This is a genomic window from Chryseobacterium glaciei (genome assembly GCF_001648155.1).
Classification (GTDB): Bacteria; Bacteroidota; Bacteroidia; order Flavobacteriales; family Weeksellaceae; genus Chryseobacterium; species Chryseobacterium glaciei.
On the sequence record NZ_CP015199.1, the window covers coordinates 4,610,945 to 4,624,355 of the forward strand.

Sequence of the window (13,411 nt, forward strand, 5' to 3'; positions counted from 1 at the left end):
TAAATTCTGATGAATAAGAAAATTTTAATTGTGGACGATGATCCACGTAATATATTTGCACTGAAACTGACCTTAAAGTCAAGAGGTTATCAGATTGAAAGTTCTACAATGGCACAGGAAGCTATTCAGATCTTACAAAAAGATGACGGAATCAATGTGGTGTTGATGGATATGATGATGCCCGAAATGGACGGATATGAAGCCATTAAAATCATTCGTAACACTCCATCAATCAGCAAAGTAGATATTATTTCTGTGACTGCGCAGGCAATGCCGGAAGACCGCCAGAAGTGTCTGGATGCTGGCGCTCAAGATTATGTATCAAAACCGATTGATGTTGATCAACTGATAACTGCCATTGAAAAATTATCGTAAATGCTGGAACCAAGTATCGTAAAAGACGAAGAAGTAGAACATTTGATTAAAGATGTTTACGGCATGTACGGATACGATTTTTCCGAATACAGCAGAGCATCTTTTAAACGCAGGGTTAACCGTATCTGTTTGATTGACAGGTTCACAAGTTTTGCAGAATTGAGATATACTATCCTTAATGATCCAGAATATCTAAAGCGTTTTGTAGAAGAAATTACAGTGAATGTAACAGAAATGTTCCGCGATCCTGTATTTTTTAAAACATTAAGGGAAAAAATACTGCCGCAGTTAGGAACTTATCCGTTGATCAGAATCTGGGTTGCAGGTTGCTCCACTGGTGAAGAAGCGTATTCGATGGCGATTTTGCTTAAGGAAGCTAATCTTTATCATAAATCATTGATCTACGGAACAGATCTTAATCCGTCTGTCTTGGAAACAGCCAGATCAGGCGTTTTTCCATTACAACAAATGAAACTATATTCTGAAAATTATATGTTATCAGGCGGTAAAAAAGACTTTTCAGAGTATTACACCGCGAATTATGACAGCGTAAGATTTGATAAAAGTTTACAGGAAAAACTGATCTTATCTACTCATAATTTGGTTTCAGACAGTTCTTTTAACAGTTTTCAATTAATCATCTGCCGAAATGTGTTGATTTATTTTGATAGAGGGTTGCAGGAACGTGTTTTCCGTCTTTTTGATAACAGTTTGGAAAACTTGGGTTATTTGGCTTTAGGATCGAAAGAGACGTTGAGATTTTCTAATTTAGACAAATCTTATCATCAGGTTGAAGATCAAAAAATCTGGAAAAAACTGGATCATAACTAAACGCACCGATAATGAAAAACACAGATACAAAATTAATCGTTATCGGAGGATCTGCAGGCAGTTTGCAGGTCATTCTGGAAATGATAAAAAAATTAAATATTGAATTAAAATTTCCAATCGTACTCGTAGTTCACCGAAAGGCACATTCTACAAGTATACTTCCTGTATTGTTACAGCAGTTTTCATCTATGGAAGTCGTTGAAATTGAGGATAAAACGGAAATTAAAAACAATACATTATACATCGTTCCCGCAGATTATCATTTGTTGTTTGAAAATAAAAAAATAATGTCTCTGGACAGTTCAGAAAAGATGAATTATTCGCGACCGTCCATTGATGTAACGTTTAAATCTGCAGCCGAAATTTACGGTGAAAACGTGATCGGAGTTTTGCTGTCAGGAGCCAATGCAGATGGTGTTGAAGGTTTAGGATATATTAAAAAAAATGGCGGAAAAGTTTGGGTTCAGGATCCGGAAACTGCCGAAGTAAATTATATGCCGAAACATGCGGTTGATGAAGTTGATTATGATTTGATTATCACATCAAATAATCTAGCGAATTATATCAATCAATTATAAAAATTAAAAGAAAAAATTTAGGATTTAAATATAACTAATATGAGTAAAAAGAAAATTTTGATTTTCGATGATGATACCACTATTTTAGAGGTAATTACCATCATCTTTGAGGAGAATGGATATGAAGTCGAAATTTCAGAAACGTCTCATGATATTGTAGAAAAAGTAACAAAATTTCAGCCGGATGTTATTCTGATGGATAACTGGATCCCGAGAATTGGCGGTGTTGAAGCTACAAAACTTTTGAAAAGTCATGAAGAATTCAAGCATATTCCTGTCATTTATGTAACGGCGAACAATGATATTGTGGCTTTGGCTAAGGAAGCTCAGGCTGATGATTATGTTGGAAAACCATTTAATCTGGATGATCTGGAAGGAAAAGTAGCTAAATATTTAAGCTAAAAATCATCCTCAAAACTCTCCCGATACAATAATAAAGTCCCTGCTTATGAAGTGAGGACTTTATTATTGCAGACTTTTGCTGCTTCAAGCTTCAGTAATTGAATCTGAATTCTTTAAATATTCTATTTCTTTTTTCAGATCGGTAATATTGTAATTCATATGATTAAGGTTCAAAATAAGAGCCGTTAAAAACATTTTTATTCTTGGATTACTTATAATTTTATCTGAAAATGTAGGAACAATTATTCTTGTTTTTGAAACAATATTTTTAGCTAAAATATATTCGTTAAAAAGGTTTATTTCTAAATTAAAATTCTTTTTAATACTTAAAACCAAATATTCATAAACAAGATACTTATTTTCTGTATGGTCGATCATCTTGTGAGTTTTTATACCATAGTATAAGTAATATCTATGCCATAATGGTTTTAAAATTATTTTTGTGAGATTATTCTACAATCAATCCTTCTTTATACGTTTTTAAAGCCCTTTCTCTAGCCAATTTGTGATCTACAATAGGCCTGTTTAGCAAAGCATCCTGAGGAAGCCATTTTTTGATATACTTTAAATCTTTATCAAACTTCTTAGTCTGTTCTTCAGGGTTGAATATTCTAAAATACGGCGCAGCATCGCAACCACAACCTGCCGCCCACTGCCAGTTTCCGTTGTTGGCTGAAAGGTCATAATCTAAAAGTTTTTGAGCAAAATAAGCCTCACCCCATCTCCAATCGATCAACAAATGTTTGGTAAGAAAGCTGGCAACGACCATTCTTACACGATTGTGCATAAAACCTGTTTGGTTCAGCTGTCGCATTCCTGCATCTATAATTGGATATCCTGTATTGCCTTCACTCCACGCTTTGAATTCATCTTCATTATTCCGCCATTGGATATTTTCGTATTTCTGTTTAAAACATTGAGTCACAACATGCGGGAAATGAAATAAAATCTGCATGAAAAATTCTCTCCAGATCAATTCGCTTAACCAAGTTTCATTATGTTTTTGGGCAAATTTCACACATTTTCGTACTGAAATTGTTCCAAATCTTAAAGCAATTCCCAAATGAGTCGTATGATCTAAAGCCGGAAAATCACGATTTTTATCGTACGAATCTATAATTTTTGAATCTAAAGAAGGTTTTAAAAATTCAAATTCTGCCTTTTCAAATCCGATTTCTTTAAGACTTAGAATATTTTCGGGAGTTTTTATAGGAAGGAAGTTTTTAAAATCGATCTCAAAATCTTTAATCTCAACTTTATTTATATTTTCTTTCCATTTTTTGGAATATGGTGTAAAAACGGTGTACGGAGTTTGGTCACTTTTAAGAATATCGTTTTCTTCAAAAATAACCTGATCTTTATGAGCCGAAAATTTCACTTCTTTTGTTGCTAAAAATTCAGCTATCTTTTGGTCTCGTTTGATGGCTTGGGGTTCATAATCACGGTTACAGAAAACGGTATCAACATCAAATTCTTCAATCAATTTTTCGAAAATATCAGAAGGTTTTCCGTAAAATGTTTTAATGGCAGTTCCATATTCTTTTAATTCCTGATTGATTTCAGTTAAAGCCTGATGAATATAGTCTACCCTTTTATCATTTTTATCACTCAATTGATCTAAAATCTCACGGTCAAAAATAAAGATAGGAAGGACTTTTACACCCGATTGTAAAGCTTCATGCAAGCCACAATTGTCCTCCAGTCTCAGATCACGTCTAAACCAGAATATATTAATTTTGTTCATTTTTCTTAAATTTTTGAAATAAAAAGAGATTCCACAAAATCATTTCATAGCCATAAACCGTGTCTTCTAATGGAATGGTTAACATTCTTATTCCCATGAAGTTTTGAGGATTATAATTCACGATTGGCGATTCCAGTCCGGTTCCTGTTAGAATTCCATTTACTGCTAAAAAACCGGGCATTAAAATCAAATAGATGAAAGATGCTTTGCCGATCCATCTTGCTTTCAATACAAAATATAGCAAAAAGATGCTCACAGCAGTTGTAAGAAACGTCATGAATGTATAAATCTTATCATGGAAATAAGCTGCAATGATTAAGGCTAAAATGATACTGATAATCACAAATATTTTTTCGGGAAGTAGTTTCCAATTGAGATTGAAAAATTTATCTAAACAGAAATAGGTAAATACACATGAAAAAGGAATACAAATAAAAAATAATATTTCTTCAATCGGCAAGTTTAAAATCCTGATTCCCAAAAGGTAATGATCGTTAAACCACCACACGCCTATTTTCGTAAACCACGCGTCCCAAACTATAAAAACCAAAGCCACCAAAAAGGAAGCAGAGGAAAAAGCTCCGAAATGTCTGTTGAATTTTATTTTATGATGAAACGAAAAAATAAAACAGATAAATACCGTAAAAAAATTGATTAACAGATAGGTATAGTGATGCATTTTTATGATTTATTTCTATTAAAATACATTTTGAAATATTTAATCGGAACCCATAAAAACCCAAAGCACTCTCCTCTTTCTTTTCCTGTATGCTTATGATGCTGTTTATGTGCGCGTCTGATCGACAATAAATATGGATTTTTTGTATCTCTCAAAAACTTTATCCTTTGATGAATGAAAATATCATGAACAAAAAAATAAGCCATCCCATACAAAGCAATTCCAACAGCAATATAAAAGTAGATGTTGTAGTTATTGACCGTTCCGTAATACATCAAAGCGATGGTTGGAAGGGCAAAAATCAAGAAAAAGTAATCGTTTTTTTCAACATGACCTTCATTACTGTAATCATGATGATCTCTGTGAAGCGACCATAAAAAACCGTGCATGACGTATTTATGAATCAGCCACGTCATGCCTTCCATGATGAAAAATGTACTTATGACAATCAGAAAATTCATGATTTTTATTTATTGTTAAACATTTTGTCTAAAACTTTATTTCGATAGCTGAAAATATGCTCCAGCTTACTTTTCACAAAAAGTTTGTGAGCAATTTCACCTAAAAATCCCATTGGTAGTTCGTAGTCGACCGTATCTTTCATTAAAACTCCTTTATCATTTACGATAAATTCATGAAAATGATTCCATAATTTATAAGGTCCTTTTTGCTGATAATCGGTAAAACTTTTTTGAAAATTAACTTGTTTGATCTCTGTTGTCCAGTTCATTTTAATGCCTAACAAAGGCGAAACATGGTAATCGATAATCATTCCTTCATAAATTTCGTCGTCATCTGTTTTAGTCAAAACAACAAATTTCATGTCTTCCGGAGTGATCTTAGACAGATTATTGGCCGAGGAGAAAAATTTCCACGCGGTTGCTAAATCACAATTCAATTGCTGTTCTTTATAAAGTCTGTGTACCATTGTAATTTTTATAAAAATGAAGTTTTATACTGTAAATAACTGCTCATCATTAAAGAAATCTTCTTACTGTTTGAAATTCTTATCCTTTGATTAATGATTTTATGAGCCGAAGTTCTTTTAATTTTTCTAAAAAGTGAAATATAATAACGATAAGCCAAATACACTCCAAATCTTGATGAATTGGGAAGTTTTTTAATTCCAATTAAGGCTTCATTAAATTCTTTTTCGATGTCTTTTTCAATATCAGCTTTAATTTTATTGTCGAACAAAGTAATATCTACATCCGGAAAATAACTTCGTCCCAAAATCTGATAATCATCTTTCATGTCTCTTAAAAAATTTACTTTTTGAAAAGCCGAACCTAATTTCATTGCAAAAGGCTTAAGCCTTTCAAATTCAGCAACATTCCCTTCCACAAATATCTGCAAACACATTAAACCCACCACTTCTGCAGAGCCTAAAATATATTGTTTATAAAGATCTGAATTATAATCTACTTTCTGAAGATCCATCTGCATGCTATCCAAAAACTGATTGATTAATTTTTGATCAATATCAAAACGATGAACCGTATCCTGAAACGACTGAAGAATAGGGTTTAATGAAATTCTATCCTCCAAAGCCTGAGCAGTTTCTTCCCTGAATTTGGCAAGCAGTTTTTCTTTATCATATCCATGAAAACTGTCTACAATTTCATCCGCCAAACGCACATATCCATACACTGCATAAATCGGGTTTCTGATTTTCGGAGACAACGCCAAAATACCCAAAGAAAAGCTTGTGCTATACTGTTTGGTTGTTTCTTTACTTACCCGATAAGAAAGTTCATCAAATAATTTTTTCATAATTAATTTGTTTTGGTAGCTTCGATAGCAGCAATTTTTCCTGAAATAATCGACGGCGGAACACCGGGTCCCGGAACGGTAAGCTGTCCGGTATAAAAAAGGTTTTTCACTTTCTTATTTCTGAGTGACGGTTTTAAAACTGCAGTTTGTGATAAGGTGTTGGCAAGCCCATATGCATTGCCTTCATAGGCATTATAATCTTCTTTAAAATCTTTAATACAATAGCTTTTTTTATAATCTATTTTTGGTAATAAATTCGAAATTCCTGTATGTTTTTCGAGTCTTACGATCATTTCGAGAAAATATTTTTCTCTTTCCATTTCAGAATCTTCTATTCCGGTAGCCACAGGCATGAGAAGAAATACATTTTCGCAATTTTCAGGCGCTACATTCGGATCTGTTTTTGAAGGACAACAAGCATAAAATAATGGTTTTGTAGGCCATTTTTTATCTTCATAAATTTCTGTGGTGTGAAGGTCAAGGTCATTTTCAAAAAACAATGTATGATGTTTTAGGTTTGGAATTTTTTCTTTAAAACCTAAATAATAAATCAAGCAGGAAGGCGCAAAAGTGAGCTTTTCCCAATACGATTCTTTATAATTTCTAAATTCTTCAGGCAACAATTTGCTTTCCGTGTGATGGTAATCTGAGGAAGCGATAATTGTATCAAAATCGATTTCTTTTTCATTAACTAACAGAGAAGTAGCTTTACTATTTTTAACAATAATTTGTTCTACATTTGAATTAAAATGAAATTTCACTCCTTGACTTTCTGCAACGTTTTTCATCGCGTCAATTACTTTTGAAAAACCTCCCATTGGATACCAGGTTCCCAATTTGTATCCGCCATAATTCATTAAACTGTACAAGGCGGGAATATCTTTGGGTGCTGCTCCAAGAAAAATAACAGGAAATTCCATCAACGTGATCAACTTCGGATCACTGAAATATTTTCTTACAAATTTTTTAAAATTGGTTAAAAGATCAAGCTTCAAAGCACTTTTTGCAATTTTTGGAGAGACGAATTCAAACCATGAATGACAAGGTTTATTTACGAATTCTTTCATTCCCACTTCATATTTATATCGGGCATCTTCCATGAATTCATCCAGCTTTTTACCGGAACCTTTTTCTGTTTTTTCAAACAAATCCCGCATTTCAGTATAGCTGTGAGGGATATTCATTTTACTGTCTGAAAATACCATTTCAAATTGAGGATCAAGCGGTACAAGCTGAAAAAAATCAGACGTTTTTTTACCAAAATCTTCAAAAAAAGATTCTATAATATCAGGCATCCAATACCAACTCGGTCCCATATCGAAAGTATAACCATTATCTGTGACGAATTTTCTGGCTCTGCCTCCTACTTCACTATTCTTCTCAAAGACATGAACTTCATGACCTTCTTTTGCAGAATAGGCAGCAGCCGACAATCCCGAAAACCCTGAACCAATGATGGCTATTTTCTTTCTCATTCTTAATTTTTTTCAAATGAATATTCCTGATAAACAGTGCTGATCAAATCTTTACTGTCTATATTTCGATTAAAAATGGGATAGTGAAATTTGTCTAATTTGTTCAGAATACGAATAAGATCCATCTTTTCAGAATAATTTAGATTGCCTGAAACTATATTTGTTGCGCTTCGGATCTTTTTCATTTGGTTTTCCAACGCTTCGATTCCTTGTTCTGTAATTTTTATGAGTTTCGTTCTTTTGTCATCGTTTGAATCTGTCTGATGTACCCAACCTTGCTTGATCAATCTGGTAATAATCAACATTCCCACAGGTTTGTCCTGAATATTTTTTTTGATGAGTTCCATTTTGGTCATTTCACCAAATGCTTTCAAATTGATCAAATAAATAAAATCTTCCTGCGTGGCAAAATCAGAACCAGAAATAGCTGATTTAGAATACGTTTTCGCGTATCTGTTAAGATGAACCAATAAAGTACTGATCGCACTTTCCGGACTTCTTCCGCTTTCTTTGCCTTCCCAATAAGGAGCATCAGCTTCATCATTATTAGTCATAGATTCTTTATTATAGATCCATGATTTGAATCCATCAACATCAGAAGAATACTGAGAATTTTTATTTTCAGACTCAAACTGCTCTAGTAATCCTACAACATCTTTGACAAGGGAGAAATTCATAATAATAAATTTAGAATACAAATATACTAAAATACATCTATAATAATATATTTATAAACTAAATTTAATTATACTTTCTTATATTTAGAATTAATTGGTCATCAGTTGTTTTGAATTTAAACAAAAAAAGCCTGCTAATCTTATGACTAACAGGCTTTTTCCAAAGTTTATTCCACAAAAAAAGGAGACTTTCGCCTCCTTTTTTTTACCGTATACTAACCTTAGATGACCATCTCACTTCTTTATATAATCTTTGTGTTTTTTTAATAAATCAGTTTTCAAGAAGGCGGTTAAAGGTTATCATATACCCTATTTAATTTCATCACTTGCTCGATAATTTAATCTCATCACTTGTGCTCGAATATAATTCAAGTTTATTATTTGTGTCGAAATTTATTTGTGTTTAAAAAATTTACTCTTTTGAAAGTTTGAATTAAAATTAAAAAGCTAATAAACCTTTTCAATTAATAATCCTTGTTTTCGTTTAGTATTTTTCTCTGGTACAAAGTAACAACAATGGAGAATAAAGTTATCTACAAAACACATCGATATATATCGATAAGGCTATAGATATTTATCGATAAAAATACTTTTAGTAATAAAGAAAGTGAAGAATGGAGGGTTGAAATCCTATATTTTGTGATGGGTCTTGATGATATCAATAAGCTCAACAAGATTTTCTATTTTCAGTTTGTCGAATATATTTTTCTTGATCGTACTTACTGTATTCTGCTTTATATCAAGATTATTGGCAATTTCGAGGTTACCAAATCCATCTGCATACATTTCAGCGATCTGTAATTCTCTTTTCGTTAGATGATGAAGAGGATTCATAGAATTCGGATCATTGGCGAATTTCACCAACAAATTCTGAGAAACAGCAGAAATATATTCACCTTTATTAGCAATGCTTAGAAGAGCCTGTCTTACCTCTTCTTCTTCACTTAATTTGCTCAAAAAACCGTTGGCTCCTGCATTGATGAATTTAAGGGCATGAAGTTCTTCTTCAAGACCGGAAAAGATCAAGATTTTAATATTCGGTTTTGCATTTTTTATGTCTGATAAAATATGAATACTGTTTCCGTCGGGAAAATGGGCATCAATAATAGCAATTTCTATTTCTTTTGAAGTCACTTCTTCCACCACTTTCTGTAAAGAGGAAGTATGATGAATGGTAGCATTTGGAAAAATTTCATTGATTGTAAACGCCATTCCATGTCGCACAATGCTGTGATCGTCTGCTAAAAGGAACGTAATTTCTTTATTTTCAATTGGTATTTCCATTGTTGTCGATATTTAAATTGATCCTGAATGTCACTTTTGTGCCTTCACCTAATTTGCTTTCGATAGATATTTCGCCATTAAAAAGTTCTATAATTTCCTTACATAAATTCAACCCAAGTCCTGCTCCAAGGTTATCGATTTCACTAGAAACCATTCCTTGATAATAAGGTTCAAAAATATTTTTAAGATCCGATTCTGAAATTCCTGCGCCCGTATCTCCTACTGTTGTCAGCAGTGAAATTCTATTTTTGCCGATAGCTTCAGTTGACATGGTAAGATCAATCTGTCCGTTTTCGGTAAATTTGTTGGCATTTCCCAGAATGTTCATGAAAATCTGGTTGATTTTTATATTATCTGAATATACAACTGTTCCCGTAGGTATTCCATCATTTACCACAAATTTATTATTTCTCGTTTCCAAATAAGGCGTGATTGCCGTCACAATTGAATTGATTTCGTCTTTAAGATTAAAAACATTCTTCACCAATTTCTGATCCGCATTCTGATTTTTTGTATACTCTAAAATCTGATTAGACTGAATCAACAAAGTACTGTTGGTAAATTTTATCGATTTAAGATATTCTTTTATCGTCTCGTCTTTTGTCGTTCTGTTGATTTTATCAATGAAAATATTGATGATTTTTAATGGTGATCTTAATTCATGGCTTAACATTCCTAAGATTCTATTTTTAAAATTAAGATTGTTTTTAATTTCCTTGTTTGCAGCGTTTAATTTCCATTCATAGATAAATGCGACTCTTGTAAAATACATGATCAAAATCGAGACAATGAACATCAGGATCATTAATCCAAGCACCAAATAGGTTCGGATTTCATTATTAATCAGCTTCTGTTTGTTGTATTCTTTTTCCAGATCTGATTTGAATTCTTTGATCGCATTTCCATAGACATCTATCAATCCGTTGCTGTAAATCAGCAACTTATTAAAACTACCATAAAACTGTCTGCTATCATGCTGATCTCTAACTGTAGACAATTGAATCTTCTTAATTTCAGTTGTATAATGTTTTTCCATAGACTTTATGGCATCCTTCATTTCGGATTTTAAGCTAGAGAGATCCACTGCTTTTTTATTCTTTAAAGTAATCACCGTACTTTCTTTTTGTACATCAACTTTACCCGCGATTGCATCTCGTAAACGTCCTACAAACCCTTTTTTCTTTATCGTGTCAGAGTAAGTACGTGTTTCAATATCAATATCATCAAAATTGTTTTTAACTTTATATTTTTCAATATTATACTGTTTATCTTCAATCTTTGGAGGAGGATTTTGAGAATATTTATATACGGAATCTATCAATGTCTTTAGCTTCGTAATTTTAAGAGTATCTTTTTTCTGTAGATTAAATTTACTTTTCAGCTTTGGAGCTATGCTTTCATTTTCATCAATCTTATCAAAATTATTTTTAAGCTTTGTAAGCGATTCAAAGTATAATTTTAAGTCTTTGTCATCCTCACTAATCATATATCTCTGAAGATGATTTTGTGCATCCATAAAGTCTCTTCTTGAATTATCGGTCATTCCTTCCAATTCACGACTTTCCTTCAATTGATTCTCGATAAATTTCAGTTTTTTCTCATTGATAAACTCATTGTAAAAAAACACAGCGATAATCACCTGTATTAGTAAAATACACAGGATCAATGAGTAATGAACAATTTTCCTCAACTTAAAATTTAAGAATTTATATTTCATATCTATTTATCAGCTAAATTAATTTCCCCGATTACTTAAGTTTGCTTGATATTGATTTTAATCTGAATAATAATTTCTCCAAAAACATAGTAATTGGTGTATATCATTCAATTCGCAAAGTTAAAGTAATTTTTGTCTTTTTATAATAGTAAATATCAGACAAATGCAGGGAATTTCATAATAATTTATATCAAAATAGTTATATAATCAGTTTATTGATGTCGATTTCCTTTTTGATGATAGGTAATATTTTTATTCTGACTGTTTTTAGAAATATTTACTGCATTTTCCTCATAGTGGTTAATTGAGGAATGATTTTCCTGTTCAGATTCTAACTTATTAAAACGCAGACGTTTCCCGTTTTTATAAAATTGATTATCAATTGTTCTGTAAGTTTGATTTTCTTGATAGGTATTCCCGTCTGGTGCAGTGAACATTTTTAATCTTTCACGTCTTTTTCTTTTAAGATTAATAAGAACTAATGTTCCTGTTGCGATTAATCCTAATGCTATTTTTACTTTATTATTCATATTAATTATTTGCTTTGAAATAAACAAATAGCCTGCCATTAAAAATGAATAATAGGCATCAATACCTTATGGATACCACATTTTTTTACATCGAAAGGTTTTTCTGATGATTAATTTTATTGATCACCGGATTGGCATACATGGCCAGAAAACTCTTTTTCATATCTGCATCAGAAATATCGATACGCATTTCCATTCTTCGCTCAAACAGCATTTTTTCATTTTCTGAATAATTTTCCGAATATTGATTGGTTTCATGAAGCAAATCATAAGCAATAAAATTCGTTGGCCAAAGCTTATAATTATGAATAATAGAATCGTCAATAATCTGCGAAATCGCCTGTAACTGTTTGTTTTTGTTCTCTATTTTCGCTACAATATCATCAAATTCAGTCTCAAGAACGTCACCTGCATGTATGTGAATGCGCTTTTTTTGCCCCAATACTCCACTTAGCATCGTTTTAAAATCTTCACCCGGATTTTTAATATATTCCTCGTTTCTTGATTTTGCCATTAGATGTGGCATTTTAAGAACGTCCGTAGGATCATATTCGTATGAAATAGATAACGGAACAATTTTCAGCATTTTGAAGAAATCGGTTAATGACTGATCTCCTGCCATGGCAAGCATTTTCAATACACCTTGCTGAGTGGCATCGTTTCCATCTTTCGTACGCCCTTCACGCTGTGCGATCCAGATAGAACGGTTTTCTTTGGTTAATAAATCGTAGATATATTCCGACATGATCTTTGAACTGCTTAATTGTTCACGAAGAGGAAGTCCTCTCTGAACCAAAAAGTTACGGTTCAGTTTTGCCAATACATGCAGAAATGTTTTCTGAACAAGATTATCTCCAATCGCAGAAGAAGTCATGATCAATCCACGATCCAACAGCACTAAATTAAGCAAGCAGGTATCCAAAACAATATCTCTGTGATTAGATATGAATAAATAGGATACATTTTTATCTAAATGATCAAATCCCGACGTCGTTAAGCCTTCAGAACTCTGTTTAAGAATCTGACGAACGGTCTGCGATATATATTGATGCTGAAAATCACTTATGGAATGAATATTTTTAAACTGTTCAATCCAAAATTTCTCATCTTTATCAGGGAAAGTAAAATTCATTAACGCCTTCATCATCGGATGCCTGGCAATACTTAGCAGCGCATCATTTACTTCATGGTCATAAAAAGGCCTTATATCATCAAACTTGTTCATATCATTATTTAAAAAATTACGTTTTGCAAAAGAACAAAAAATTATTGACTACGTCTGATGATGTATATCATAATTGTAATTTTATAAATTGATCGCCGAAAAAAGTTATTAAATACTTCTT

Annotated in this window: 16 protein-coding genes; 4 read left to right on the forward strand and 12 right to left on the reverse strand. The window is 32.2% G+C overall.

Annotated elements, in window-relative coordinates; all coding sequences use genetic code 11:
• Positions 1 to 9: 9 nt before the first annotated feature.
• Genes A0O34_RS20885 through A0O34_RS20900 form a run of 4 tightly spaced genes read left to right on the forward strand, consistent with a single transcriptional unit; the run spans position 10 to position 2,186 of the window.
• On the forward strand, positions 10 to 375 hold the full coding sequence (locus A0O34_RS20885; RefSeq protein WP_066758989.1) for a response regulator: 366 nt from the start codon (positions 10 to 12) through the stop codon (positions 373 to 375).
• Positions 376 to 1,206 (forward strand): CheR family methyltransferase, encoded by an 831-nt coding sequence (locus tag A0O34_RS20890; protein ID WP_066758992.1) that lies wholly within the window; start codon positions 376 to 378, stop codon positions 1,204 to 1,206.
• Between the two features lie 11 nt (positions 1,207 to 1,217).
• Complete coding sequence (locus tag A0O34_RS20895) at positions 1,218 to 1,784, forward strand: chemotaxis protein CheB (protein WP_185097269.1); 567 nt, start codon at positions 1,218 to 1,220, stop codon at positions 1,782 to 1,784.
• Between the two features lie 39 nt (positions 1,785 to 1,823).
• Positions 1,824 to 2,186 (forward strand): response regulator, encoded by a 363-nt coding sequence (locus A0O34_RS20900; protein WP_066758997.1) that lies wholly within the window; start codon positions 1,824 to 1,826, stop codon positions 2,184 to 2,186.
• An 84-nt stretch (positions 2,187 to 2,270) separates the two neighbouring features.
• On the opposite strand, the gene A0O34_RS20905 is transcribed toward A0O34_RS20900, so the two are convergent.
• The 12 genes from A0O34_RS20905 to A0O34_RS20960 form a co-directional block, all read right to left on the reverse strand.
• Positions 2,271 to 2,564, reverse strand: a complete 294-nt coding sequence (locus A0O34_RS20905) for a hypothetical protein (protein WP_066758999.1) — start codon at positions 2,562 to 2,564, stop codon at positions 2,271 to 2,273.
• A gap of 70 nt (positions 2,565 to 2,634) precedes the next feature.
• Positions 2,635 to 3,930: a cryptochrome/photolyase family protein gene (locus tag A0O34_RS20910; protein WP_066759002.1), complete on the reverse strand. Its 1,296-nt coding sequence runs from the start codon at positions 3,928 to 3,930 to the stop codon at positions 2,635 to 2,637.
• Positions 3,917 to 4,609 carry a lycopene cyclase domain-containing protein gene (locus A0O34_RS20915; RefSeq protein WP_066759004.1) on the reverse strand — a complete coding sequence of 231 codons (693 nt, stop codon included), beginning with the start codon at positions 4,607 to 4,609 and terminating at the stop codon, positions 3,917 to 3,919. Before A0O34_RS20915 ends, A0O34_RS20910 begins: the two co-directional genes overlap by 14 nt.
• Positions 4,610 to 4,611: 2 nt before the next feature.
• On the reverse strand, positions 4,612 to 5,070 hold the full coding sequence (locus A0O34_RS20920; protein ID WP_066759006.1) for a sterol desaturase family protein: 459 nt from the start codon (positions 5,068 to 5,070) through the stop codon (positions 4,612 to 4,614).
• A 5-nt stretch (positions 5,071 to 5,075) separates the two neighbouring features.
• A complete protein-coding gene (locus A0O34_RS20925; protein ID WP_066759008.1) occupies positions 5,076 to 5,537 on the reverse strand; it encodes an SRPBCC family protein in 462 nt (153 codons plus the stop codon).
• Positions 5,538 to 5,545: 8 nt separating this feature from the next.
• Positions 5,546 to 6,382, reverse strand: a complete 837-nt coding sequence (locus A0O34_RS20930; RefSeq protein WP_066759010.1) for a phytoene/squalene synthase family protein — start codon at positions 6,380 to 6,382, stop codon at positions 5,546 to 5,548.
• Between the two features lie 2 nt (positions 6,383 to 6,384).
• Positions 6,385 to 7,857, reverse strand: coding sequence for a phytoene desaturase family protein (locus A0O34_RS20935; protein ID WP_066759011.1), 1,473 nt, complete (start codon positions 7,855 to 7,857; stop codon positions 6,385 to 6,387).
• Between the two features lie 2 nt (positions 7,858 to 7,859).
• The gene (locus A0O34_RS20940; protein ID WP_066759012.1) at positions 7,860 to 8,534 is read right to left on the reverse strand and encodes a MarR family winged helix-turn-helix transcriptional regulator; all 675 of its coding nucleotides are present in this window, start codon (positions 8,532 to 8,534) and stop codon (positions 7,860 to 7,862) included.
• Positions 8,535 to 9,164: 630 nt separating this feature from the next.
• Positions 9,165 to 9,818, reverse strand: coding sequence for a response regulator transcription factor (locus A0O34_RS20945; protein ID WP_066759013.1), 654 nt, complete (start codon positions 9,816 to 9,818; stop codon positions 9,165 to 9,167).
• A complete protein-coding gene (locus A0O34_RS20950; protein WP_066759014.1) occupies positions 9,802 to 11,535 on the reverse strand; it encodes a sensor histidine kinase in 1,734 nt (577 codons plus the stop codon). The genes A0O34_RS20945 and A0O34_RS20950 overlap by 17 nt, the downstream gene beginning before the upstream one ends.
• 212 nt (positions 11,536 to 11,747) lie before the next feature.
• Positions 11,748 to 12,065: a hypothetical protein gene (locus A0O34_RS20955; RefSeq protein ID WP_157886084.1), complete on the reverse strand. Its 318-nt coding sequence runs from the start codon at positions 12,063 to 12,065 to the stop codon at positions 11,748 to 11,750.
• Positions 12,066 to 12,150: 85 nt separating this feature from the next.
• A complete protein-coding gene (locus A0O34_RS20960) occupies positions 12,151 to 13,290 on the reverse strand; it encodes a lysophospholipid acyltransferase family protein (protein WP_066759018.1) in 1,140 nt (379 codons plus the stop codon).
• Between the last annotated feature and the right edge of the window lie 121 nt (positions 13,291 to 13,411).